This is a genomic window from Roseivivax jejudonensis, from assembly GCF_900172265.1.
GTDB classification, from domain to species: domain Bacteria; phylum Pseudomonadota; class Alphaproteobacteria; order Rhodobacterales; family Rhodobacteraceae; genus Roseivivax; species Roseivivax jejudonensis.
Genome location: NZ_FWFK01000002.1, coordinates 347,616 through 370,045, shown reverse-complemented (window position 1 = coordinate 370,045; position 22,430 = coordinate 347,616). Strand labels below are relative to the sequence as shown.

Here is a 22,430-nt window from a genome sequence, read left to right as displayed (position 1 = left end):
CAAGGGCCGCTTCGAGGCAGGGGCGTGACGCTTTGGTCTCGGCCGTCCGGAGCGATCGTCTAGCCCTCGAGCCGCGTAAGATCCGCGACCTGCAGGCAGACTTGCCGGATCCGGCTGAGCAGATTGAGACGGTTGCGGCGCAGCACCTCGTTCTCGGCATTGACCTGAACGGAGTCGAAGAACGCGTCGAGGGCCGGACGCAGGCCCGCCATGGCCGCCATCGCGGTGGCGAAATCCTCGGACGCCATTGCCGGGGCGATCCGCGCCTCGGCGGCGTCCAGCGCATCGAAGAGCGCGGTTTCCTCGGGCGCGTCGGCGAACTTGCGGTCCGGGCCGAAGCTGTATTCGACGCCGTCCTTCTCCTCGGCCTGTGCCAGGATGTTGTTGGCGCGCTTGAAGCCTTGGATCAGGTTCTCGCCATCCTCGGTCTCGCGGATGTCCTGAAGCGCGCGCGCCCGCTTGACCAGCAGCGTCAGGTCGTCGGCGCCGGGCATCGCGAGGCAGGCGTCGATGACGTCGTGCCGGATGCCCTGATCGCGCAGATACACCTTCAGGCGGTCGTGGAAGAAGCCGAGGAGATCGGGCGCGAATGCCTCGATGCCCGGACCGACGAGCCCGTCCGCGCTCTCGACGACAAGCGTGTCTGACTTGCGCACCGCATCCAGCAGCCCGAGTCGCAGGTCGTTCGTCACAAGCAACCGGATCACGCCGAGTGCCGCGCGCCGCAGCGCGTAGGGGTCCTTCGAACCGGTCGGCTTCTCGTCGATCGCCCAGAACCCGGTCAGCGTGTCGATCTTGTCGGCGAGCGCGACGGCGACGGATACCGGAGCGGAGGGCACGGCGTCGGAGGGCCCGAGAGGCGAGTAGTGCTCTTCGCAGGCTGTGGCCACCGCGGCCGGGAGGCCGGCGGCCTCGCTGTAATAGCGGCCCATAAGGCCCTGAAGTTCCGGGAATTCATAGACCATTTCCGACGAAAGGTCGGCCTTCGCGACGCGCGCGGCGCGCTCCGCGAGGTCGGCGTCGGCGCCGACCACCGGGGCCAGTTCCCGTGCGAGCGCCGCGATCCGGTTGATCCGGGCCGCCTGGCTCCCGAGCTTGTTGTGGAACGTCACCGCGGCAAGGCTCTCGATCCACGGCGCCATCTTCTGCTCGACCGCGACGCGGCGGTCGTTTTCCCAGAAGAACTTGGCGTCCGACAGCCGCGCCGACAGCACTTTGTCGTTGCCGGCGAGGATCGTGGCACCGTGGTCGGCCGTCTCGCGGTTGGCGACGGTCACGAACCGTTCGATGCGGCCAGACTTCGGATTGCGCACCGAAAAGAACTTCTGGTGCTCCTTCATGGAGGTCATCAGCACCTCGGGCGGGAGGTCGAGGAACTCGGCCCCGATCTCGCCCATCAGGACGACCGGGCACTCGACAAGGCCCGCAACTTCGGCCAGGAGCCCGCGATCCTCGACCAGTTCGAGACCGCTGGCGAACGCGCGGTTCTCGGCGTCGTTGCGGATGATCTCGGCACGCTCGGCCGGATCGAGGATGACGTGCGCGCGCTTCAGCTTCGCCACGTAATCATCGAAACCGTTTACCGAAAATGCGTCCGGCGCCATGAAGCGATGGCCCTCGGTCACATCCGCGGCGGCGATCCCGTCGATCTCGAGCGGGACCACGCGGTGCCCCTCCTGATCGCTCAGGATGCACAGGATCCGGTGCAGCGGCCGCACCCAGCGAAGGCTCCCGGACCCCCAACGCATGGATTTCGGCCATGGAAAGTTGCGAACGACACGGTCGAGTACTTCGGCAATGATCGCCTCTGCGGGGCGTCCCGGCGTCTCGACCACGGCAAAGAAGAACGTCCCCTTCTTCTCCTCACGCTCGATCAGGTCCGCGCGTTGGACGCCAGCCCCGCGCAGGAAGCCTTCGACGGCCTTTTCCGGCGCGTCGGTGCGGGGGCCACGGCGTTCCTCGCGCAACGTCGGTGACGACTCGGTCAGCCCCTCGAGCGCGAGGGTGAGGCGACGCGGTGTGGCGAAGGCCGCGGCATGGGCGTAGGTGAGCCCCGCCTCGACCAGCCCGTCGGTCATCCGCGTCTGCAGATCCTCGGCCGCGCGGGCCTGCATCCGGGCCGGAATCTCCTCGGAAAAGAGTTCGATCAAGAGGTCGGGCATGCTGGGATCCACGAACGCTGGAATGTCGGTCGCGGCGGGGATACCGGCCCGCGACGGTATCGTCCAGCAGCTAGCAGAGGCCCGCTGTCATCGCTGTGCGGCGCGCGCCGTCTCCTCGGCCTTGGCCTTGGCTTTCGCCTTGGCCCGTGCCGCGAGCGTCTCCACTTCGCCGCCCGACCGCGCCGGCACGATCCGGTAGCGCGCTTCCACGAGGTTCTCGAGGGCGAAGCCGAGGACACCGACCGCGATGACCCCAAGGGCAACGCGACCGAACGGAGCGGAGCGCACCTGATCGAGCGCCGCGCCGATGCCACCGGCCTCGCTCGGGTCCGCGGTGAGCGCCGCATAACCCAAAAGAGCACCGACGATGGCAATCAGCGTACCCTGTGCCACGAAGCCCGCCATCAGGGCCGGGTCGAGCTTCCGCGTGGTCGGCGTGACGCGCATCGTGCGCTCGTATTTCCGCGCCATGCCCTTGTGGATGTAGTATATCCCGGCGCCGATGATGCCTGCGGCGATCGCCGCGGCGATCCACTTGCCGTAGGGCAATTGCATCAGGCGCGCGGTCCAGTCCTGCGCCCCGCTGTCGCCGCCGCCGCCCGAGCGGCCCATCGCGAGGCTGCCCACGGACACCCCGAGCGCGGCGTGGATCAGGCCCGTCACCACGAGGCCGCCCCGTGCGAAGAGGCCGGAAGAATCGTCGCCGCGACGCTCCAGATCCAGGGCCGCGGCAATAAAGCGCCAGACCGCATAAGCCAGCAGGCCGATCGCGATGACCCACAAGAGCGCAACGCCGAACGGCTCCGATTTCAGGTCGGCGAGGGCGCCTGTCGTTCCCTCTGCACTGCCGCCGTCGATGGCGGCGGCGAGGGCGAGGCTGCCCACGACCGTGTAGACGAGTGCGCGCGCGCTGTAGCCCGCGCGCATGACGGGGACCACCCATGCGGGTGCTTGCTGTGCCATGATCGCTCCTTGCGTCGCTCGGGAAAAGCGCGCAGGGCAGGGCTAGGGTTCCCGATCAGCTTTCGGGGCGGGGCGGACAATCCTCGCCGAGCGGCGTGCCGTCGTAGGATTTCTCGCCGCAATCGTTGATCTCGTGCCAGACGTAGCCGAAGCCGTCTTCGGTGATCGCGACCACGCGGTCGATGCCGTACTCGATATTGGCTTCGGACAGGAACACGCCGGCCCGGCCGTCCGCGATCATCTCGCCGATGGCCTCGGCGTCGAAGCACGAGAACCAGCCCGGCGCCACGCGCGGCGCGGCATCGGGATAGGCTTCGAACCGCTCGCGGGCGGCCTCGAGCGACACCTCGGTCGAGAAGCAGGCACGATAGCGGATCGGTGAGCTGTCGGCGTCGATGCCCTCGAACGTCTCGAAGGGGATCGGCTCGGCGGTGTCCTCTCCGGCGCGCATCAGCACGATCTCGGCGTCGTTCTCCGGCACGTCCTCGTAGAAGGCATAGACCTGGAGGTAATACATGGCGAGCCCGGCCGCGAGCGCCGCCGCCACCAGGAACAGGGTGAGTACCTTTCCGGTCATTCCGCGGCCAAGGCGGCGGCTGCGTCCGTCGTCACGAAGGCATCGGCGCAAGCCTTGGCCAGCGCGCGCACCCGCCCGATATAGGCCTGCCGCTCGGTCACCGAAATCACGCCGCGCGCATCGAGCAGGTTGAACAGGTGCGAGGCCTTGATGCACTGGTCATAGGCCGGATGCGCCATGACGATCCGCTGGCCCGTCTTGGGGTCTATCTCCTCGGCCTCCAGGATCCGGCGGCACTCGGCCTCGGCATCCTCGAAATGACGCAGGAGTGTGTCGGTATCCGCGACGTCGAAGTTCCAGCGCGAATATTCCCGCTCGGTCTGGCGGAACACGTCGCCGTAGCTGAGCGCGATCGGCGTCTGCGGATCGTTGAAGGGCATGTCCATCACATGATCGATGCCAAGCACGTACATCGCCAGCCGCTCCAGCCCGTAGGTCAGCTCGCCCGAGACGGGGTGGCAATCGTGGCCGCCGACCTGCTGGAAGTAGGTGAACTGCGACACTTCCATGCCGTCGCACCACACCTCCCAGCCGAGCCCCCATGCGCCGAGCGTGGGGCTTTCCCAGTCGTCTTCGACGAACCGCACGTCGTGCAGGTCCATGTCGATGCCGATCGCTTCGAGAGAGCCGAGATAGAGGTCCTGAAGGTCCGGCGGCGAGGGTTTGATCAGCACCTGGAACTGATAGTAGTGCTGAAGTCGGTTCGGGTTCTCGCCGTAGCGCCCGTCCGTCGGACGGCGTGAGGGCTGGACGTAGGCCGCGGCCCAGGGCCGGGCGCCGAGCGCGCGCAGGGTCGTCGCCGGATGGAACGTGCCGGCGCCGACTTCCATGTCGTAGGGTTGCAGGACGGCACAGCCTTTCGCGGCCCAGTAGTTCTGCAGCCGCAGGATGATCTCCTGAAAGCTCTTGGGTCTGTCGCTCGCGGCCATGGCTGTCCATCCGTCCTTCGATATCGCGGGTTGATTATGAGGCCACAGGGCCGGGGTCAATCGCGCGGCTCCCCAGATTTTGACATGCGACATTGCCACGCTCTGTTATGCGTGCTCAGGCTCATAGAACACGGCACAGAGAGGCACGAGACGCGCATGACCGGACGGCTTTGGACACTCGCAGCGGCGCTCGTATTCGCGGGCTCGATGGCGGCGGCGCAACAGGCCGCCTTCATCCAGATCGAGGCGCAGCGCTCGCTGTCGCGCGCCGAGGACCGCGTGCGGGATTACGCCAGCTATCTTTCGGATGTGAATGGCTTTTCGCTGGGCGGAGGCTGGTACGGCATCGCGCTTGGCCCATTCCCGCCCGAAGAGGCCGCGGCGCGGCTGCGTCAGCTGCGCGCGGCGGGGCAGATCCCGGGCGATTCCTATGTCGAGGAGCCCAACCGCTACCGCCAACGCTTTTTCCCTGTCGGGGCGGGCGCGGTCGTTCCGCAATCGCCCGATGCCCCGTCGGAGGCGCAGCAGGGCACGGGCGAAAGCTCAGAGAGCGCGCCCGAGGCACCGGCCCCGGCAGACGAGACCCCGCGCGAGGCGCGCGCCAGCGAGGCGCAACTGAACCGCGCCGAGCGCGAGGAATTGCAGATCGCGCTCGAATGGGCCGGCCATTACCAGGGGCCCATCGACGCGGCCTTCGGGCGCGGCACGCGGAGCGCTATGTCCGAGTGGCAGAGCGCGAACGGCGAGGAAGTGACGGGCATCCTGACCACGCGTCAGCGAGCCGCGCTGATCGGGCAATACAATGCCGTGCTCGAAGGGCTCGACCTTCAGGTCGTCGAGGACCGCGAGGCGGGCGTGCGTGTGGCGATCCCGCTCGGTGTGGTCGAGAAGGATGCGGCGTCCAGCCCGTTCGTGCGCTATGAGCCGACCGGCGATCTGCCGGCGCGCGTTCTGCTGATCTCGCAGCCCGGCGATCGCGACACGATGAACGGTCTCTACGAGATCATGCAGACGCTCGAGATCGTGCCGGAAGGCGGGGAGCGGTCGCGCCGCGCCGACGGGTTCACGCTCACCGGCCAGAGCGGGCGCATCGTGTCGCACACCGAGGCGCGGCTGACCGACGGAGCGGTCAAGGGCTTCACCCTGATCTGGCCGGTCGGCGACGAGGAGCGGCGCGCCCGGGTGCTGGACGAGATGCAGCAGAGCTTCGCGCCGGTGCCGGGCCGGGTGCTCGATCCGGCGACGGTGGCCGAGGAAGAGCAGGCGATCGATCTCGTGGCCGGTCTGCGTGTGCGCCAGCCGCGCGCCACCGCCTCGGGCTTCTACGTGGATCGCTCGGGCGCGGTGGTGACGGCGCTCGGCGCGGTCGAAGGATGCGGACGGGTCACGCTCGACGACAGCCACGAGGCGCGGGTGGCGGCGCAGGATGCCGATCTCGGTGCCGCGGTTCTGGTTCCGGTGGCGCGGCTCGCGCCGCGCCAGGTGGCGGCGTTCCGGATGGACCCGCCGCGCCTCAAGTCCGAGGTGGCGGTGTCGGGCTACAGCTTCGGCGGCGTCCTTCCGGCACCGACGCTGACCTTCGGCAGCCTCGAGGACGTGCGCGGCCTCTCGGGCGAGGAAAACCTCAAGCGGCTGGCGCTCGCCGCGGAGCCGGGCGATGCCGGCGGGCCGGTGCTCGACACCGGCGGCGGTGTTCTCGGCATGCTGCTGCCGCGCGATGCGGGCGGCCGCCAGTTGCCCGAACAGGTCAGCTTCGCGGCCGACGCGGAAGCGTTGCAGAGCCTCGTGTCCGAGGCCGGGCTCAGCGTCGGTCGCGCCGATCTGGGCGGTGAGCTGACGCCGGAGGACCTGACCCGCCGTGCCAGCGACATGACCGTTCTTGTCAGCTGCTGGGAGTGACGGGCGGAACGCCTGACGAACGACGTTGACGCGAACGACAAAGGCCACGCGGACATCCGCGTGGCCTTTTGTGAATCTGTTTCGGGAGAGCCGGGGTCAGTCCGCGCTGTCGGCCTGTTCCGCCTGTAGCTCGTCCACGTCCTTGAACTTGATCGATTCGCCGCAACCGCAGGCGTCGACCACGTTGGGGTTGCGAAACTTGAAACCGCTCTCGAGCAACGAAGTCTCGTAGTCGATTTCGGTGCCGAACAGGAACATCTGCGCCATGGGCGCGATCAGGACGCGGGCGCCGTCGCGTTCGACCACCTCGTCGTTCGATTCGGCGTCGTCGACGTAGTCCATGGTGTATTCCATACCCGCACAGCCGCCTTTCTTGACGCCGATCTTCAGCCCGTAGCGGCCGTCCTGCTCCATCAGTTTCGAGATCTGGCGGACCGCCGCGTCGGTCATGGTGACGGGGGCCTGGCCGGGAATGCCGAACATGCGCGTGCCTCCTTCTTTCCCGACAAAGTTAGTCGGTCGCTTGGCGGCGAACAAGGGGGCGAGCCGGATTGCCGCCCACAGTGACACCGGCCGGCACGTCGCGGGTGACGACCGCGCCGGCGCCGACGATGGCATCGTCGCCCACGGTAACACCCGGCAGAAGGATCGCGCCCGCGCCGAGCCACACGTCGCGGCCGATGGTAATGCCGCGCGCACTCTCCAGTTCCTGCCGACGAGCCTCCGGATCGCGTGGATGATCGGCGGTGAGGAGCTGCACGTAAGGCCCGATATCGCAACCATCGCCGATGAGGATCGGCGCGGCGTCGAGCAGGTAGCACCCGTAGTTCAGGAACACGCCGGTCCCGATATGGATGTTGTAGCCGTAATCCACATAGAACGGCGCCCGTATCGCGACCTTTTCGCCCATCGTGCCCAGCAGCGAGGACAGGATCGCCACACGCCCCGGATCGCCGAGAATCGTGACGTTGTAGTCGCGCAGCAGTGCCTGCGCGCGCTTGCGATCGGCCACGAGGCCGGCGTCGCCCGGATAGTAGAGCGCGCCGGAGGTCATCTTGTCGCGGGCGGTCTCGTCGGTCATGGCGCGGCGCCTCCGGTCGGGGTCATTCCGTGTCGGTGCCGCGGATCGCGAGGATCGCGCCGATCCCGATGACCGACAGGCCGACGACGGCGGCATTGAACGGGCTGGCATTGGCGACGATCACCGCGACGAGGGCCCAGATCACCGTGATGCCGTATTCCGGCGCACGGTGCAGGCGATACTGGACCGTCACCGCGATGGCGAGCGCCAGCACCAGCGCCACGAGCGCGGCCGGGGTGCCGGGCATGATCCCCCAGCCGGCGAGCACAAGGCCGATCGACACGCAGGACGCGGCCGTGAGCCAGCCTGCATAGACCGCCACCGGCGCGATCTGCCACCACCGGTCGGTGTCACCGGCGCGGAAAACGGCGATGATCGCCGCGATCAGCATTGCCCAGATCATCACCGTGGCGAGCGGGACCGATGCCTGCGCGACCGGCAGCCAGAACGCCCCGATGAGCAGGCTGGCGACGAGCGGCGGGCGCATCGCGGCCCAGTCGGGATCGTCGGACCGGCGCAGCGCGCCGAAGGCAGCGCCGGCCGCGAGCCAGAGATAGATCAGCCCCCAGATCGCGAACGCGTAGCCGGCCGGCTGCACCGGTGGATCGTCCTGCGGCACAGGGAATTGTCCGGGCTCGAAACCGTTGAACCCGCGCGACAGGATCGGCGCCGCGGCGAAGGCCAGCGCCGCCACGAGCGTCGCCCAGGCCCAGAGCTTCATGCGCGTTTCGGACGTCAGAGCAGCTCTCCTTCCGCGCTCAGCCGGGTCTTGCCGCCCAGCCACGGATGCAACGCGGACGGCAGCGTGACCGATCCGTCGGCTTCCTGGCCGTTCTCAAGCACGGCGATCAGGCAGCGGCCGACCGCGAGCCCCGATCCGTTCAGCGTATGCAGGAAGACCGGTTTGCCGCCGTCGGCGGGCTTCATGCGGGCGTTCATGCGCCGCGCCTGGAAATCTCCGCAGACCGAAACCGAAGAGATCTCGCGGTAATTGTCCTGTCCCGGCAGCCAGACCTCGATGTCGTGCGTCTTGCGCGCGCCGAAGCCCATGTCGCCCGTGCACAGCACGACCGTGCGGTAGGGCAATTCCAGCGCCTCGAGGATGCCCTCGGCACAGCGCGTCATGCGTTCGTGTTCCTCCAGCGAGGCATCCGGATGGGTCACGGAGACCATTTCGACCTTCTCGAACTGGTGCTGGCGCAGCATCCCGGCCGTGTCGCGCCCGGCGCTGCCGGCCTCGGACCGGAAGCACTGCGTATGCGCGACATACCGGCGGGGCAGGTACCCTTCGTCGACGGTGAGCCCGTTGACGATATTGGTCAGCGTCACCTCGGCCGTGGGCACCAGCCACCAGCCCTCGCGGGTGCGGTAGCTGTCCTCGCCGAACTTGGGCAGCTGCCCGGTGCCGAACATCATCTCGTCGCGCACGAGAACCGGCGTCCAGGTCTCGGTCAGGCCGTTCTGCGTGACATGCGTGTCGAGCATGAATTGCGCGAGCGCGCGATGGAGCCGTGCCACCGCGCCCGACAGCACGACGAACCGGCTGCCCGACAGCTTGGCCGCGGTCTCGAAATCCATGCCGTCCTGCACGCCCGGAAGCTCGTAGTGCTCCTTGGGCGCGAAGTCGAACGTGCGCGGCGTGCCCCAGCGGCGAAGCTCGACATTGTCGGTTTCGTCTGTCCCCTCCGGCACGTCGTCGAACGGCAGGTTCGGAAGGCGCATCAGCGCGTCCGTCAGTTCGGCGTCGAGATCGCGGGCCTTCGCCTGCATCTCGGTCACTGCGGCCTTCTTTTCGGACACCAGCGTGCGCAGGCGTTCGAATTCGGCTTCGTCGCCCTTGGACTTGGCGGCGCCGATCTCCTTCGCGGCCCGGTTCTGTTCGGCCTGCGCGGTTTCGGCTTCGTGGATCGCGCCGCGCCGCGCCTCGTCGAGCGCGAGCAGCGAGGGCGATGCGGCTTCGACTCCGAGCCGCCCGAGGGCGGCGTCGAAGGCGTCCGGATTGTCGCGGATCCAGCGGATGTCGTGCATCGCCTCGCTCCCTATCTCGGTGATTCCGCGCCGCTTATGCCGCAAAGCCGCGGCAAGGTGTAGGGGATCACCGAAGCCGGGCGAGCGTCCGGCGCACCCAGCCGTCGACCGGAACGGCGATGGCACCGCCGGCATCGCGGGCCGAGAGGATGGCGGCGACGCGCGGACGGTCGCCGCCGAACAGGACCGGGCCGCCTGACTGGCCGTATTCGATCGCGCAGCCGATGCGCCAGACTGCGCCGGCGCCCTGTCCGGCGCAGGCCTCCGAGCGGGTCAGCCGGTGCGGTCGGCTGCGCGTGTACCCGGCGAGCGCGAACGGCCCGGCGGGTGGCGCGTTGCCGACGGCCAGCGGCTCCAGCGCAACGTCCTGATCGAGGCGCAGGAGAGCCAGGTCATGAGCGACGTCGATGCGCCCGTCCGACACCGCATCGGGGTGAACCTCGACATCGGCCACCCGCGCAGCGCCCGCGTGGCCCTCTCCGGTCCAGCCGGCGACGAAGACCATGTCAGAGATGCGCTTGGGGCTGCCGTCGCGTTCGAGCACGCAATGCGCCGCCGTCAGCACCGCGCGCGGCGCCACGAGCGTGCCGCTGCACATGCCGCGCGTGTTGTAGCCGGCAATGTTCACCCGCCCGATCGCGTCCTGCGCGCGTGCCGCCCCCGAGGAAACTAGGACTGATACGAGGGCGAGGGCGGCTGGGACGCCGCGGAGAAGACGGATCGGCATGCGGCGGAGATAGGCGCAGCCGCCCGCTGTTCCAGCCGCGATCAGCCCGTGCCGCAGAGGGCATCGGGCCGCAGCGGCATCGGCTTGCATCGCTTCGCGCCGCGCCCTAGGTTCCGCGCAACTTTCGCGGGGCCCCGGGCCGCCGCGCATCCCACGACCCGATAGGAGCCCCTCGATGGAAGGCAGCGCGATCGCCCAGTTCGTCCCGCTCATCCTGATCTTCGCGATCATGTACTTCCTGCTGATCCGTCCGCAGCAGAAGAAGATCAAGGAGCACCAGAAGATGGTGGAAAGCCTGCGGCGCGGCGATCAGGTGGTCACGCAGGGCGGGCTTATCGGCAAGGTGGTCAAGGTCAAGGACAACAACGAGCTCGACGTCGAGCTCGCCGAGGGCGTGAAGGTCCGCGTGGTGCAGAACACCATCGCGCAGGTCCTGTCGAAGACCGAGCCCGCCAACGCCGACAAGTAAGCCGGCGACCCGGACACACGGGGCGCACGGCGGCATGATGTCGGTCGGCGCCCCCGAGCGAAGGCGGCACCCATGCTGCAGATCGACCTCTGGAAGCGCATCCTGATCTGGGCGGTGGTCGCCGCCGGCCTGATCTTCGCGGCGCCCAACCTCTTTTATGGCCGTGTGGAGGCGCACAACGACGCCGTCACCGCAATCGAGCGCGAGGGCTCGACGCAGGAGCTCGAGGCGCAGGCCGCGGGCTGGCCGTCGTTCCTGCCGTCCGGCCTCGTCAATCTGGGCCTCGACCTGCGGGGCGGCGCGCATCTTCTGGCCGAGGTCCGGGTGGAAGACGTCTACGGCGCGCGGCTCGAGGCGCTTTGGCCGTCGGTGCGGGACGCGCTGCGCCCGCTGCGGGACGAGATCGGCACGATCCGCCTGCAGGACAGCCCGCCGGACGAGCTTCGGATCGCGATATCCGATACCTCGGGGCAGGGCGCCGCGCTGCAAGCCGTGCGCGATCTCGCGGAGCCGGTCAGTTCGACGACCGCGCTGGCGCAGGGCGGGGCGCAGAACATCGACGTCAGCGCGGCCGACGGCATCCTGACGGTCACCCTGTCGGACGCCGAACGCGCGGCGACGAACGAGCGCACGCTGCGCCAGGCGCTCGAGATCATTCGTCGTCGCATCGACGAGGTCGGCACCCGTGAACCGACGATCCAGCGCCAGGGGGCGGACCGGATCCTGATCCAGGTGCCCGGCATCGGCTCGGCGCAGGAGCTGAAGGACATCATCGGCACCACCGCGCAGCTGACGTTCCAGCCCGTCGTAAGCCGCAGCGGCGATCCCGAGGCCGACCCCGGCGTCGGCGAGGAGGTGCTGCCCGCGCTCGACGAGGAAAACGTCTTCTACACGCTCGAACGCTCGCCCGTCGTGACCGGCGAACAGCTCGTCGACGCGCAGCCGTCGTTCGACCAGAATGGCCAGCCGGCGGTGAACTTCCGGTTCAACACGCAGGGCGCGCGCGCCTTTGGCGACTATACCGCGGCCAATATCGGCTCGCCCTTCGCCATCGTCCTCGACGACGAGGTGATCTCGGCTCCTGTGATCCAGAGCCACATCCCCGGCGGTTCGGGCATCATAACCGGCGACTTCACCATCGAGGAATCGACCAACCTCGCGGTCCTTCTGCGGGCCGGCGCTCTGCCCGCCGGGCTCGATTTCCTCGAAGAGCGCACGATCGGACCCGAGCTCGGCGCCGACTCGATCGCGGCGGGCCAGCTCGCGACCATGGTCGCCTTCGCGCTGGTGCTCGTGTTCATGGTGGCGAGCTACGGGCTCTTCGGGGTGTTCGCGAACGTCGCGCTGATCCTGAACATCGCGCTGCTGTTCGGGCTTCTGAGCCTGATCGGCGCCACGCTGACCCTGCCGGGCATTGCCGGGATCGTCCTGACCGTCGGCATGGCGGTCGACGCCAACGTGCTGGTCTTCGAGCGGATCCGCGAAGAGCTGAAGACGGCCAAGGGGCCGGCGCGTGCGATCGAGCGCGGCTACGAGAAGGCGCTGTCGGCGATCGTCGACGCGAACATCACCACGATCATCACCGCGATCATCCTCTTCGCCATGGGCTCCGGCCCGGTGCGGGGCTTCGCGATCACGCTCGGCTTCGGGATCTGCACCTCGGTCTTCACCGCGGTCTTCGTCACCCGACTGCTGATCGTGACATGGTTCGAGCGCCGCCGTCCGAAGACGGTCACGGTCTGAGGAGCGACCAACATGCGTCTGAAACTCGTCCCCAACGAGACCTCGATCGACTTCTTCAGCCGCTCGAAGCTCTGGCTCGGCATATCGGCCGTGCTCATCGTCGTGGCACTCGTATCGTTCTTCCTCCAGGGGCTGAACTACGGCATCGACTTCCGCGGCGGCACCACGATCCGGACGGAAAGCGCCGAGCCGGTGGATGTCGGCGCCTACCGCGACGCGCTGCAGGACCTGGAACTCGGCGACATCGTCATCTCGGAGGTGTTCGATCCCTCGTTCGGCCCCGACGAGAACGTCGCGATGGTCCGCATCGCCGCGCAGGACGAGGTCGAGGCGGTGAGCCAGGACACCATCGCCGCCGTCGAGGCCGCACTTCAGGAGGTGGCGCCGGATATCCAGTTCACCTCCGTTTCGTCGGTTGGGCCGAAGGTGTCGGGCGAGCTCATCCAGACCGCGGTCATCGCTGTGCTGCTCGCGATCGGGGCGGTGCTGGTCTACATCTGGCTGCGTTTCGAATGGCAGTTCGCCGTGGGCGCGGTCGTCGCCCTGGTGCACGACGTCGCGCTGACCATCGGCATCTTCTCGGAGCTGCAGATCCGCTTCGACCTCGCGATCATCGCGGCGCTGCTGACCATCGTCGGCTACTCGCTCAACGATACGGTGGTCGTGTTCGACCGGGTGCGAGAGAACCTCATCAAGTACAAGAAGCGGCCGCTCAGGGAGGTGCTCAACATCTCGATCAACGAGACGCTGAGCCGGACCTTGATGACCTCGGTGACGACGCTGATTGCGCTGCTGACGCTTCTCGTGCTCGGCGGCGACGTGATCCGCGGCTTCGTCTTCGCGATGACGTGGGGCGTGATCGTCGGCACGTACTCGTCGATCTTCGTGGCCTCGGCGATCCTGCACCGGCTGGGCGTCAAGCGCGACTGGTCGAAGCCCGACAACACCCAGGGCAACCAGTTCGCCAACGTCGACGCCTGATCGGTCCATCGAGCCGGACCTGTGCCGCATTCAAGCCCGTGGCGTGTTGTCGCACCGCACCATTCGGGTCGGTTCTGCGGGAGCGCGCGCGGGCCTTGCTGCGCCGTTCCGGCGAGATCGTGGGGGACTTTACCGCCGCGTGATTTATGTGGTTACTGCGGTATCTACGTGATCGGAGATCCGATCGGGACGTGAGGAGGGTGGCACATGCGCCTCAACGAGATCACCTTCAGCGACGCCGCGCCGGTCGAGGGCTACGGTCCCGGCTTCTTCCGCATCGGCGGAAAGGCGGTCGACGGCCCGCTCTGCCTGTCGCCGCGCGGCACGCAGGCCTGGGGCGGGATGCAGGACGGCGAGACGCTGCGCGCGCTGGCGCCCGACATCGACGTGCTGTTCGTCGGTACGGGCCCCGACATCGCGCATCTGCCCGCCGAGTTGCGCACCGAACTCGAGGACGCGGGCATCGGCGTCGAGGTGATGAACTCGCCCTCGGCCTGCCGGACGTACAATGTCCTGCTGTCCGAAGGGCGCCGCGTGGCGCTCGCGGTGCTGCCGGTCTGAGCACCGGCGCTGCACGAAAACGGGCGACCGGGTGGGGGCTCTGCCCCCACACCCCCGGGGTTTCGGGCAAGATGAAGGCGCGGACGCTTGTCGCCGATCCGAGCGCGGTCTAGGGCGACGGGGATGCTTGAGCTTATCGATGTGAGCGTGGCGCGCGGCAGCGTGCCGGTCCTGGAGGGTGTCAGCCTCGCGCTCGGGCCCGGCGAGGCGTTGGTTCTGCGCGGCCCCAACGGATCGGGCAAGACCACGCTTCTACGCGCGGTCGCGGGCCTGCAGCCGGCGCTGGCGGGCCGTATTGGGGGGCAGGAGAACGTCGCCTATGCCGGCCACGCCGATGGGCTGAAGGCCAGTCTGTCGGTGAGTGAAAACCTCCGGTTCTGGGCTGCGGCGTTCGGCACGCGCGACATCTCGACGGCGCTGGTGGCCTACGACCTGTCCGCGCTGGAAGTTCGCTGGGCAGGCAACCTGTCGGCCGGACAGAAGCGGCGCCTGGGGCTCGCGCGGCTTCTGGTGACCGGGCGGCCGGTCTGGGTGCTGGACGAGCCGACGGTGTCGCTCGACGCCGCGTCGGTCGCGCTTTTCGCGGCGGCGGTGCGCGCGCATCTGGCACAGGGCGGCGCCGCGCTGATCGCGACCCATATCGATCTCGGGCTTGGCGCCGAGGTGGGGGTCCTCGACGTCGCCCGCCACCGCGCGCGGTTCCCGGCCGCGTCCGGCGACGAGGCCTTCCTGTGAGGGCGCTTCTCTGGCGCGACCTCGCGCTCGCGGTGCGCGCGGGCGGCGGCTTCGGGCTCGGGCTCGCGTTCTTTCTGATCGTCACGGTGCTGGTGCCGTTCGGGGTCGGGCCCGAGACGGCGCGGCTCTCGGCGATCGCGCCGGGCATCCTGTGGATCGGGGCGCTCCTGGCCTGTCTGCTGTCGCTCGACCGGATCTTCGCGCTCGATTTCGAGGACGGGACGCTGGACCTTCTGGCCACGGCGCCGCTGCCGCTCGAGGGGATCGTCGCCGTCAAGGCGCTCGCGCACTGGATCACCACCGGCCTGCCGCTGGTGGCCGCGGCGCCGGCGCTCGGGATCTTCCTGAGCCTGCCGGGGCCCGGCTATCCCTGGCTGTTCCTGTCGCTCCTGATCGGAACGCCCGCGCTGTCGGTGATCGGCACGTTCGGCGCGGCGCTGACCGTGGGGCTGAAGCGCGGAGGGTTGCTGCTGTCGCTGCTGGTTCTGCCGCTCTACGTGCCGACGCTGATCTTCGGGGCCGAGGCGGCGCGGCGCGGCGCGGCGGGACTGCCGGTGGAGACGCCGCTGCTGCTGCTGGCCGGGGTCAGCGCCGGTGCGCTCGCGCTGCTGCCCTTTGCCGCGGCGGCGGTATTGCGGGTCTCGCTGCGCTGAGTGTGGACAATCCGCGCCCGGACATGTGATTTGGAGCGGCCGCAGATCGAAGGGTAAGACGCAGCCGATGTCGCTTTGGGAATACGCGAACCCCGTCCGGTTCATCCGGGTCACCGACCGCGTGCTGCCGGTGGTTGCCGCGAGCGCGCTCGGTTGCCTGGTGGTGGGCCTCGTCTGGGGCTTCTTCTTCACGCCGGACGACTATCGCCAGGGTTCGACGGTCAAGATCATCTACCTGCACGTTCCGGCGGCGCTGATGGCGATCAACGCGTGGCTGATGATGCTGGTCGCGTCCCTGATTTGGGTCGTGCGGCGGCACCACGTCTCGGCGCTGGCGGCGCGCGCGGCGGCGCCGGTGGGCGCCACGATGACGGTGATCGCGCTCGCCACCGGGGCGATCTGGGGCCAGCCGATGTGGGGCACGTGGTGGGCGTGGGATCCACGGCTGACGTCGTTCCTCATTCTGTTCCTGTTCTATCTCGGCTACATGGCGCTGTGGGAGGCGATCGAGAACGACGATTCCGCCGCCGATCTGACCTCGATCCTGTGTCTCGTCGGGTCGGTCTTCGCGCTGCTGTCGCGCTACGCCGTCAATTTCTGGAACCAGGGCCTCCACCAGGGCGCGTCGCTGTCGCTCGACAAGGAGGAGAACGTGGCGGACGTGTTCTATATGCCGCTGCTGGTCTGCATCGCGGGGTTCGTGCTGCTGTTCGTCGCGCTGGTGTTCCTGCGCACGCAGACCGAGATCCGGGCGCGGCGGATGCGGGCGATCCTCGCGCGGGAGCGGATGGCATGATCCCCGACCTCGGCAAGTACGCCGGCACGGTCCTGTCGGCCTATGGCGTGTCGCTGGTGCTGATCGTGGCGCTGGTTCTGGTGAGCGTGTGGCGCGCGCGCCGCGTGCGCGCCGCGCTCGACGAGGTCGAACGGCGGAGAAAGAGCGCATGAAGATCAAGCCGCTGATGATCCTGCCCCCGGCGATCTTCGCCGCCTTCGCGGCGCTCGCGTATGTCGGCATGTATCGCGAGGACCCCCAGGGTCTGCCATCGACGCGGGTGGGCCAGCCGGCGCCGGCGATCACCCCCGAACCGCTGGGCGACTATCCCCCCGTGGGGATGGAGATGCTGGCCGACGGCGAGGTGACGCTGGTGAACTTCTGGGCCAGCTGGTGCCCGCCCTGCCGCGCCGAGCATCCGCAGCTGCTGGAATATGCTGCGGAGGGGATCGACCTTGTCGGGATCAACTTCAAGGACCAGTCCAACGCCGCGCTGACCTACCTGCGCGACGAGGAGAACCCCTTCGCCGCGGTCGCCTTCGATCCGCAGGGCCGCACCGCGATCGACTGGGGGGTCACGGCGCCGCCCGAGACCTTCATCGTCGACGGCGACGGCACCGTGCTCTTGCGCTTCCAGGGGCCGCTCGTCGGCTCGGATTTCGAGCAGCGCTTCGTGCCGGCGCTCGAGGAGGCGCTCGCCGCCGGATCCTGAGCGTCGTCTAGCGCGCGCAGGTGCCGTCGCTCTGGGTCAGGCAGGCGGGATCGGCGGCGGTGCGGGTCGTGTCGTGCGCGGCATAGGCCCCGAAGACGGTCAGCAGGACGAGCACGGCGGCCTGCGCGAGGGTCAGAAGCTTCATCGAAAACCTGCTCTGGTGGTCGTGTCCCAAGCCATCTGGGGATGGCCCGTCGCAGGTGTAACGGTGATCGTCGGACGCGCCGTCACACGAGACCGTGACGGGCCGCCGCGGACGGCGGAAACCGGCCGGATGCCGCGCCCGCGGGCTGGCATCCGCCGGTCTGCCGCATCGCGCGGCACGTCGGGTGTCAGAGCAGGGTCAGCCCGATGGCGATGATCGCGCCCGAGACGAGAAGGTGCACCGTGCAGAAGCCCATGATGTCTTTTGCGCGCAGGCCCGCGATGCCGAGGATCGGCAGGGCCCAGAACGGCTGCACCATGTTGGTCCAGGCGTCGCCCCAGGCGACGGCCATCGCGGCGCGGGCTTGGTCGAGGCCGACCGACTCGGCCGCCGGCAGGATCACCGGCGCCTGCACCGCCCATTGCCCGCCGCCCGACGGCACGAAGAAGTTCACGATACCGGCCGAGAGGAAGGTGAAGAAGGGCAGCGTCGTCGCGGTGGCGAAGCCCGTCAGCCCCTGCGAGATCGACGCGGCGAGCCCGGACTCGACCATGATCGCCATGATCCCGGCGTAGAACGGGAACTGGATGACGATGCCGGCGCCGCCCTTCACGGCTTCGGACAGCGAGGCGAGAAGGTTGCGCGGCGTGCCGTGCAGCAGGATCGCCAGCGTCAGGAAGAGAAAGTTGATGACGTTGAGCTCCAGCCCGCCGCCGGTCAGGAAATGCTGCAAGAGCCAGGCCACGCCCATCGCGCCGATGAAGAGCGGCAGCACGCGGCTCGTCTCGATCCATTCGGCCGGCGTCGGATCGTCGCTCGCCGGTTGCGCCTCGCGCTCCTCGAGCAGGGCAGGGTCGACATATACGCTGTCCGCCTCGCGCGGCATCATCGCCCGGTTGATGAGCGGCACCGCGATGAACAAGGCGACCACGATGGCAAGATTATAGAACGAGAAGATCGTCTCGCCGGTCGGAATCACGCCGATCTGGTCGACGAAGGGATGCCCCTCCGTCGCGATCGACAGCGGGATCGAACCGGCGAGCCCGCCGTGCCAGATGATGAAGCCCGAATAGGCCGACGCGACCAGCAGCCGGTAGTCGACCCGGACCACGCGGGCGAGTTCCTTGGCGAACAGCGCGCCGACCACGAGGCCGAAGCCCCAGTTGATCCAGGACGCCAGCAGCGACACGAGACTGACCATGACGATGGCGCGCGCCGGGCTGTCGGCGAGGCCGGCCAGCGCGGCAAGTCCGCGGCGCACGAGCGGTGTCGAGGCCATCATGTAGCCTGTCACCAGCACGAGCAGCATCTGCATCGAGAATTGCAGGAGCGACCAGAACCCGTCACCCCACATCGCGACCACCTGCAACGGTGCGGTCCCTTCGAAGACCAGCGCGGCGAGCGCGGCCACGAGGGTCAGGACGACGACGAACACGAATGGATCCGGCAAGTATCGGTCCATCACCCGCACCAGCGGACGCGACAGGGCGTTGAGCATCAGATCCTCCCTTGGGTTGCCTGCCGCTGACCTAACGGCAGGGTGGCGGCCCGGCGACCTAAAGGCGGGGTTGCACCGTTGCAACCCAAACGGTGGCGGCAGATGGATTCAGCAGGTTCGACGCGCGAGCCAGACCGTTGCGCCGCCACACGTCGGGTCGCACGCAACGTGGCGACGGACCTCGAACCCCGCATCGCGCAGCGCGCCGCGATAGGCGGCGGGCGCGAGGCTCGCATGATAGAGCGGGGAGCCGGCGAAGGTCCCGAGCGACACGCCGAAAGCAGGGCCGCTGGTGAACATCAACGCGGCGCCGGGCGATGCGAGACCGCTCATCGCGGCGATGATGCTGCGCTGATCCTCTGGCGTCAGGTGAAACAGGCTGTGCCACGCGATGAGCCCGTCGAAGCGTCCGAGCGGGGGCAGGGCGCGCATGTCGGCCACGCGCCAGTCGTGATCCGGAAACGCGGTACGCGCGCGGTCGATCATGCCGGGCGCGCCGTCGATCCCCGTCAGTCTGCAGCCGGCGTCGATCAGGTGGGCGGCCAACGGCCGGCCGGTTCCGCAGCCGAGGTCGAGGACCGAAGCCCCACCGGCGGGCATCGTTCTGCGAAAGGCCGACAGCCAGCCGCTTTCGAACAGCGACGTGCTGCGCGCGGCTGCGAAGGCGTCCACATTCCGGTCGTAGAGGTCGATCACCCTATCGGACGGCCAAGTCGTCACGGCGCGCGCCCGCTTCGGCCGGAAAACGACAGGGGCCCGCCGGCGATGCGCCGAGGGGCCCCTGCGATGCGGTTCGCGTGCGGTGGCACGGGTGTCAGGCCGCCGCGTCTTCCTTGGCGAGGTTGCGCAGCACGTAGTGCAGCACGCCGCCATGCTTGACGTAATCCACCTCGATCGCCGTATCGATCCGGCACTTGAGAGTGATCTCGGTTTCGGATCCGTCCTCGTAGGTGATCTTGCAGGGCACTTCCGCGCCCGGCGTCACGCTGTCGAGGCCATGGATCGAGACCTTCTCCTTGCCGGTCAGCTTAAGCGAGCTGCGGGTATCGCCCCCGGTGAACTCGAATGGCACCACGCCGAAACCGACGAGGTTGGAGCGGTGGATGCGCTCGAAACTCTCGGCGATCACCGCCTTGACCCCGAGGAGTGCCGTCCCCTTGGCCGCCCAGTCGCGCGAGGAGCCCGCGCCGTACTGTTCACCGCCGAAGATCACCAGCGGCGTGCCCTGATCCTGGTACGCCATCGCGGCATCGAAGATCGAGGTCTGGTTGCCGTCGGGATCGAGCGTGTAGCCGCCCTCCACGCCGTCCAGCATCTCGTTCTTGATGCGGATGTTGGCGAAGGTCCCGCGCATCATCACTTCGTGATTGCCGCGGCGCGAGCCGTAGGAGTTGAACTCGCGGGGCGCGACCTGACGCTCCACCAGGTACTTGCCGGCCGGGGTGGTTTCCTTGAAGGACCCGGCGGGCGAGATGTGGTCGGTGGTGATCATGTCGCCGAGAATGGCGAGAACGCGCGCGTCCTCGACGTTGTGGATCTCGCCGGGCTCCTTCGACATGTTCTGGAAGTATGGCGGGTTCTGAACGTAGGTCGACGATGCCGGCCAGTCGTAGGTCTCGTCGTCGGTGGTCTCGACCGAGCGCCATTTCTCGTCGCCTTCGAAGACGTCGGCGTACTTCTCCTGGAAGCTTTCGCGCGTGACGGTCTGCTCGACCAGCGCGGCGATCTCGGCCTGGCTCGGCCAGATGTCCTTGAGATAGACGTCGTTGCCGTCCTTGTCGGTGCCGATCGGATCGTTCGCCACGTCGACGTTCATGTCGCCGGCGATGGCATAAGCGACAACGAGCGGCGGCGATGCGAGGTAGTTGGCGCGCACGTCGGGGCTGATCCGGCCCTCGAAGTTACGGTTGCCCGACAGGACCGACGTCGCGATCAGGTCATTGTCGGCGATGCACTTCGAAATCTCCGGCGCAAGCGGGCCGGAATTGCCGATGCAGGTGGTGCAGCCGTAACCGACGAGGTTGAAGCCGATCGCATCGAGATCGTCCTGCAGGCCCGAGGCTTCGAGGTACGCCGACACGACCTGCGAGCCTGGCGCCAGCGACGTCTTCACCCAGGGCTTGCGGTCGAGACCCTTTTCACGCGCCTTCTTGGCGACGAGGCCGGCGCCGATCATCACGTAGGGGTTCGAGGTGTTGGTGCACGAGGTGATCGACGCGATCACGACCGAGCCGTCATGCAGCTGGAACTCGACCTCTTCGCCGTCGATATCGGTCATCTTGACGAAGCCGCGCTTGTGGCTGCCGGTGTCGCCGGGAATCTGGACCGGCTCGGGCATGCCACCTTCGCCTTCCCAGCGGACCTCCTCCTTCGCGTCGGCATCCTTCGCGTCGCGCTGACCCTCGATGTAGGTGTGGAACGTCTTGGCCGCCTCATCGAGATTGACGTGGTCCTGCGGGCGCTTGGGGCCCGAGATGGCCGGCTTCACCGTCGCCATGTCCAGCTCGAGCGTGTCGGAAAAGACCGGCTCCGCGCCCGGCTCGCGCCACATGCCCTGCGCCTTGGCATAGGCTTCGACGAGCGCGATCCGGTCCTCGTCGCGGCCGGTGATGCGCAGGTAGCGCAGCGTCTCGTCGTCGATCGGGAAGAACGCGCAGGTGGCGCCGAATTCCGGGCTCATGTTGCCGATGGTCGCGCGGTCGGCGAGCGTCACGTTGTCCAGCCCGTCGCCGTAGAATTCGACGAACTTGCCGACGACGCCCTTCTCGCGAAGCATCTGACAGACCTTGAGCACGAGGTCGGTAGCGGTGGTGCCCTCGACCATCTCGCCGGTGAGCTTGAAGCCGATGACCTCGGGGATCAGCATCGAGATCGGCTGACCGAGCATCGCGGCCTCTGCCTCGATGCCGCCGACGCCCCAGCCGAGCACGGCCGCGCCGTTGACCATCGTCGTGTGGCTGTCGGTGCCGACCAGCGTGTCGGGATAGGCGACCTCATCGCCGTTCTGGTCGGTGTCGGTCCAGATCGTCTGCGCGAGGTATTCGAGGTTCACCTGGTGACAGATGCCGGTTCCCGGCGGCACCACGCGGAAGTTGTCGAACGCCTTCTGGCCCCACTTGAGGAATGTGTAGCGCTCGATGTTGCGCTCGTATTCGCGGTCCACGTTCATCTGGAAGGCGCGCGGATTGCCGAACTCGTCGATCATCACCGAGTGGTCGATGACGAGGTCGACGGGGTTCAGCGGGTTGATCTTCTGCGGGTCGCCGCCGAGCGCCTTGATCCCGTCGCGCATCGCCGCAAGGTCGACGACGGCCGGCACGCCGGTGAAGTCCTGCATCAGCACGCGCGCAGGGCGGTAGGCGAGTTCACGGTTGGCCTTGCCGCCGTTCGCGGCCCATTCACTGAACGCTTTCACGTCGTCGGTGACGACGGTCTTGCCATCCTCGAAGCGGAGCATGTTCTCGAGCACGACCTTGAGCGATTTCGGCAGCTTCGAGAAATCGCCGAGCCCTGCCGCTTCGGCCGCCTCGATGGAATAGTAGGCGACGGTGGACCCGCCGGCCTCGAGCAACTTGCGGGTGTTGGAGCTGTCCTGGCCTACAGTGATGGGCATGCTGCCTCCTGAAGAATGCTGGGCGATCGTGGTCGTCACCCGGGGATGTGCCCCACGGGACGGACTCGATCAAGGTCAGGCGCGTTGTATACTGTGGTATGCAGCACTGTGCAAGTGCGCCGGGAGAACGCGGTGACGAACTCTCTCAAAACCTTGAGTGGTCATTTCAGTTCCGGCTG

The 22,430-nt window shown here is 68.1% G+C and carries 23 protein-coding genes; 10 read left to right on the top strand and 13 right to left on the bottom strand.

Annotation, left to right across the window (positions count from 1 at the left end; all coding sequences use genetic code 11):
* Positions 1–59: 59 nt before the first annotated feature.
* The 4 genes from glyS to ROJ8625_RS06825 form a co-directional block, all read right to left on the bottom strand.
* Positions 60–2,162 (bottom strand): glycine--tRNA ligase subunit beta, encoded by a 2,103-nt coding sequence (gene glyS, locus ROJ8625_RS06840; protein ID WP_085791127.1) that lies wholly within the window; start codon positions 2,160–2,162, stop codon positions 60–62.
* 87 nt (positions 2,163–2,249) lie between these two features.
* The gene (locus ROJ8625_RS06835) at positions 2,250–3,125 is read right to left on the bottom strand and encodes a DUF1206 domain-containing protein (protein ID WP_085791126.1); all 876 of its coding nucleotides are present in this window, start codon (positions 3,123–3,125) and stop codon (positions 2,250–2,252) included.
* 55 nt (positions 3,126–3,180) lie between these two features.
* Positions 3,181–3,702 (bottom strand): DUF6446 family protein, encoded by a 522-nt coding sequence (locus ROJ8625_RS06830; RefSeq protein WP_085791125.1) that lies wholly within the window; start codon positions 3,700–3,702, stop codon positions 3,181–3,183.
* Positions 3,699–4,631 (bottom strand): glycine--tRNA ligase subunit alpha, encoded by a 933-nt coding sequence (locus tag ROJ8625_RS06825; RefSeq protein WP_085791124.1) that lies wholly within the window; start codon positions 4,629–4,631, stop codon positions 3,699–3,701. Before ROJ8625_RS06825 ends, ROJ8625_RS06830 begins: the two co-directional genes overlap by 4 nt.
* A 156-nt stretch (positions 4,632–4,787) precedes the next feature.
* On the opposite strand from ROJ8625_RS06825, the gene ROJ8625_RS06820 reads away from it, so the two are divergent.
* On the top strand, positions 4,788–6,530 hold the full coding sequence (locus tag ROJ8625_RS06820; protein WP_085791123.1) for a peptidoglycan-binding protein: 1,743 nt from the start codon (positions 4,788–4,790) through the stop codon (positions 6,528–6,530).
* Positions 6,531–6,626: 96 nt separating this feature from the next.
* Here ROJ8625_RS06820 and ROJ8625_RS06815 read toward each other — a convergent pair whose 3' ends face one another.
* The 5 genes from ROJ8625_RS06815 to ROJ8625_RS20965 all read right to left on the bottom strand — a co-directional run bounded on the left by ROJ8625_RS06815 (position 6,627) and on the right by ROJ8625_RS20965 (position 10,267).
* Positions 6,627–7,013 (bottom strand): HesB/IscA family protein, encoded by a 387-nt coding sequence (locus ROJ8625_RS06815; protein ID WP_085791122.1) that lies wholly within the window; start codon positions 7,011–7,013, stop codon positions 6,627–6,629.
* Positions 7,014–7,041: 28 nt separating this feature from the next.
* Positions 7,042–7,611, bottom strand: a complete 570-nt coding sequence (locus ROJ8625_RS06810; protein WP_085791121.1) for a sugar O-acetyltransferase — start codon at positions 7,609–7,611, stop codon at positions 7,042–7,044.
* A gap of 22 nt (positions 7,612–7,633) precedes the next feature.
* Positions 7,634–8,332: a TspO-related membrane protein gene (locus ROJ8625_RS06805; RefSeq protein ID WP_085791120.1), complete on the bottom strand. Its 699-nt coding sequence runs from the start codon at positions 8,330–8,332 to the stop codon at positions 7,634–7,636.
* 14 nt (positions 8,333–8,346) lie between these two features.
* Positions 8,347–9,639, bottom strand: a complete 1,293-nt coding sequence (gene serS, locus ROJ8625_RS06800; RefSeq protein WP_085791119.1) for a serine--tRNA ligase — start codon at positions 9,637–9,639, stop codon at positions 8,347–8,349.
* Between the two features lie 67 nt (positions 9,640–9,706).
* Positions 9,707–10,267: a trypsin-like serine peptidase gene (locus ROJ8625_RS20965; RefSeq protein WP_159456734.1), complete on the bottom strand. Its 561-nt coding sequence runs from the start codon at positions 10,265–10,267 to the stop codon at positions 9,707–9,709.
* Positions 10,268–10,541: 274 nt separating this feature from the next.
* On the opposite strand from ROJ8625_RS20965, the gene yajC reads away from it, so the two are divergent.
* The 9 genes from yajC to ROJ8625_RS06755 all read left to right on the top strand — a co-directional run bounded on the left by yajC (position 10,542) and on the right by ROJ8625_RS06755 (position 16,995).
* Positions 10,542–10,835, top strand: coding sequence for a preprotein translocase subunit YajC (yajC, locus tag ROJ8625_RS06790; protein ID WP_085791117.1), 294 nt, complete (start codon positions 10,542–10,544; stop codon positions 10,833–10,835).
* Positions 10,836–10,907: 72 nt separating this feature from the next.
* Positions 10,908–12,578 carry a protein translocase subunit SecD gene (gene secD, locus ROJ8625_RS21315; protein ID WP_234984193.1) on the top strand — a complete coding sequence of 557 codons (1,671 nt, stop codon included), beginning with the start codon at positions 10,908–10,910 and terminating at the stop codon, positions 12,576–12,578.
* Positions 12,579–12,590: 12 nt separating this feature from the next.
* Entirely contained in the window at positions 12,591–13,559 is a 969-nt protein-coding gene (gene secF / locus ROJ8625_RS21310; RefSeq protein WP_234984192.1) for a protein translocase subunit SecF, read from the top strand.
* 207 nt (positions 13,560–13,766) lie between these two features.
* The gene (locus tag ROJ8625_RS06780; RefSeq protein WP_085791116.1) at positions 13,767–14,120 is read left to right on the top strand and encodes an Mth938-like domain-containing protein; all 354 of its coding nucleotides are present in this window, start codon (positions 13,767–13,769) and stop codon (positions 14,118–14,120) included.
* A gap of 123 nt (positions 14,121–14,243) precedes the next feature.
* Positions 14,244–14,855 carry a heme ABC exporter ATP-binding protein CcmA gene (gene ccmA / locus ROJ8625_RS06775; protein WP_085791115.1) on the top strand — a complete coding sequence of 204 codons (612 nt, stop codon included), beginning with the start codon at positions 14,244–14,246 and terminating at the stop codon, positions 14,853–14,855.
* Positions 14,852–15,508: a heme exporter protein CcmB gene (ccmB, locus tag ROJ8625_RS06770; protein ID WP_085791114.1), complete on the top strand. Its 657-nt coding sequence runs from the start codon at positions 14,852–14,854 to the stop codon at positions 15,506–15,508. Before ccmA ends, ccmB begins: the two co-directional genes overlap by 4 nt.
* A gap of 67 nt (positions 15,509–15,575) precedes the next feature.
* The gene (locus tag ROJ8625_RS06765; RefSeq protein ID WP_085791113.1) at positions 15,576–16,304 is read left to right on the top strand and encodes a heme ABC transporter permease; all 729 of its coding nucleotides are present in this window, start codon (positions 15,576–15,578) and stop codon (positions 16,302–16,304) included.
* Positions 16,301–16,456, top strand: coding sequence for a heme exporter protein CcmD (ccmD, locus tag ROJ8625_RS06760; RefSeq protein WP_085791112.1), 156 nt, complete (start codon positions 16,301–16,303; stop codon positions 16,454–16,456). Before ROJ8625_RS06765 ends, ccmD begins: the two co-directional genes overlap by 4 nt.
* Complete coding sequence (locus ROJ8625_RS06755; protein ID WP_234984191.1) at positions 16,453–16,995, top strand: DsbE family thiol:disulfide interchange protein; 543 nt, start codon at positions 16,453–16,455, stop codon at positions 16,993–16,995. The genes ccmD and ROJ8625_RS06755 overlap by 4 nt, the downstream gene beginning before the upstream one ends.
* A gap of 7 nt (positions 16,996–17,002) precedes the next feature.
* On the opposite strand, the gene ROJ8625_RS20960 is transcribed toward ROJ8625_RS06755, so the two are convergent.
* The 4 genes from ROJ8625_RS20960 to acnA all read right to left on the bottom strand — a co-directional run bounded on the left by ROJ8625_RS20960 (position 17,003) and on the right by acnA (position 22,251).
* Positions 17,003–17,140, bottom strand: coding sequence for a hypothetical protein (locus tag ROJ8625_RS20960; protein WP_159456733.1), 138 nt, complete (start codon positions 17,138–17,140; stop codon positions 17,003–17,005).
* A gap of 187 nt (positions 17,141–17,327) precedes the next feature.
* Positions 17,328–18,638, bottom strand: coding sequence for a short-chain fatty acid transporter (locus ROJ8625_RS06750; protein ID WP_085791111.1), 1,311 nt, complete (start codon positions 18,636–18,638; stop codon positions 17,328–17,330).
* 108 nt (positions 18,639–18,746) lie between these two features.
* Positions 18,747–19,358, bottom strand: a complete 612-nt coding sequence (locus tag ROJ8625_RS21165; RefSeq protein ID WP_234984190.1) for a class I SAM-dependent DNA methyltransferase — start codon at positions 19,356–19,358, stop codon at positions 18,747–18,749.
* A gap of 94 nt (positions 19,359–19,452) precedes the next feature.
* Positions 19,453–22,251: an aconitate hydratase AcnA gene (gene acnA, locus ROJ8625_RS06740; protein WP_085791109.1), complete on the bottom strand. Its 2,799-nt coding sequence runs from the start codon at positions 22,249–22,251 to the stop codon at positions 19,453–19,455.
* Between the last annotated feature and the right edge of the window lie 179 nt (positions 22,252–22,430).

Excerpts from the sequence above, each read along its gene's own strand:
- glyS (WP_085791127.1), bottom strand. The coding sequence starts at position 2,162 with ATGCCCGACCTCTTGATCGAACTCTTTTCCGAGGAGATTCCGGCCCGG.
- ROJ8625_RS06835 (WP_085791126.1), bottom strand. The coding sequence starts at position 3,125 with ATGGCACAGCAAGCACCCGCATGGGTGGTCCCCGTCATGCGCGCGGGC.
- ROJ8625_RS06830 (WP_085791125.1), bottom strand. The coding sequence starts at position 3,702 with ATGACCGGAAAGGTACTCACCCTGTTCCTGGTGGCGGCGGCGCTCGCG.
- ROJ8625_RS06825 (WP_085791124.1), bottom strand. The coding sequence starts at position 4,631 with ATGGCCGCGAGCGACAGACCCAAGAGCTTTCAGGAGATCATCCTGCGG.
- ROJ8625_RS06820 (WP_085791123.1), top strand. The coding sequence starts at position 4,788 with ATGACCGGACGGCTTTGGACACTCGCAGCGGCGCTCGTATTCGCGGGC.
- ROJ8625_RS06815 (WP_085791122.1), bottom strand. The coding sequence starts at position 7,013 with ATGTTCGGCATTCCCGGCCAGGCCCCCGTCACCATGACCGACGCGGCG.
- ROJ8625_RS06810 (WP_085791121.1), bottom strand. The coding sequence starts at position 7,611 with ATGACCGACGAGACCGCCCGCGACAAGATGACCTCCGGCGCGCTCTAC.
- ROJ8625_RS06805 (WP_085791120.1), bottom strand. The coding sequence starts at position 8,332 with ATGAAGCTCTGGGCCTGGGCGACGCTCGTGGCGGCGCTGGCCTTCGCC.
- serS (WP_085791119.1), bottom strand. The coding sequence starts at position 9,639 with ATGCACGACATCCGCTGGATCCGCGACAATCCGGACGCCTTCGACGCC.
- yajC (WP_085791117.1), top strand. The coding sequence starts at position 10,542 with ATGGAAGGCAGCGCGATCGCCCAGTTCGTCCCGCTCATCCTGATCTTC.
- secD (WP_234984193.1), top strand. The coding sequence starts at position 10,908 with ATGCTGCAGATCGACCTCTGGAAGCGCATCCTGATCTGGGCGGTGGTC.
- secF (WP_234984192.1), top strand. The coding sequence starts at position 12,591 with ATGCGTCTGAAACTCGTCCCCAACGAGACCTCGATCGACTTCTTCAGC.
- ROJ8625_RS06780 (WP_085791116.1), top strand. The coding sequence starts at position 13,767 with ATGCGCCTCAACGAGATCACCTTCAGCGACGCCGCGCCGGTCGAGGGC.
- ccmA (WP_085791115.1), top strand. The coding sequence starts at position 14,244 with ATGCTTGAGCTTATCGATGTGAGCGTGGCGCGCGGCAGCGTGCCGGTC.
- ROJ8625_RS06765 (WP_085791113.1), top strand. The coding sequence starts at position 15,576 with ATGTCGCTTTGGGAATACGCGAACCCCGTCCGGTTCATCCGGGTCACC.
- ccmD (WP_085791112.1), top strand. The coding sequence starts at position 16,301 with ATGATCCCCGACCTCGGCAAGTACGCCGGCACGGTCCTGTCGGCCTAT.
- ROJ8625_RS06755 (WP_234984191.1), top strand. The coding sequence starts at position 16,453 with ATGAAGATCAAGCCGCTGATGATCCTGCCCCCGGCGATCTTCGCCGCC.
- ROJ8625_RS20960 (WP_159456733.1), bottom strand. The coding sequence starts at position 17,140 with ATGAAGCTTCTGACCCTCGCGCAGGCCGCCGTGCTCGTCCTGCTGACC.
- ROJ8625_RS06750 (WP_085791111.1), bottom strand. The coding sequence starts at position 18,638 with ATGCTCAACGCCCTGTCGCGTCCGCTGGTGCGGGTGATGGACCGATAC.
- acnA (WP_085791109.1), bottom strand. The coding sequence starts at position 22,251 with ATGCCCATCACTGTAGGCCAGGACAGCTCCAACACCCGCAAGTTGCTC.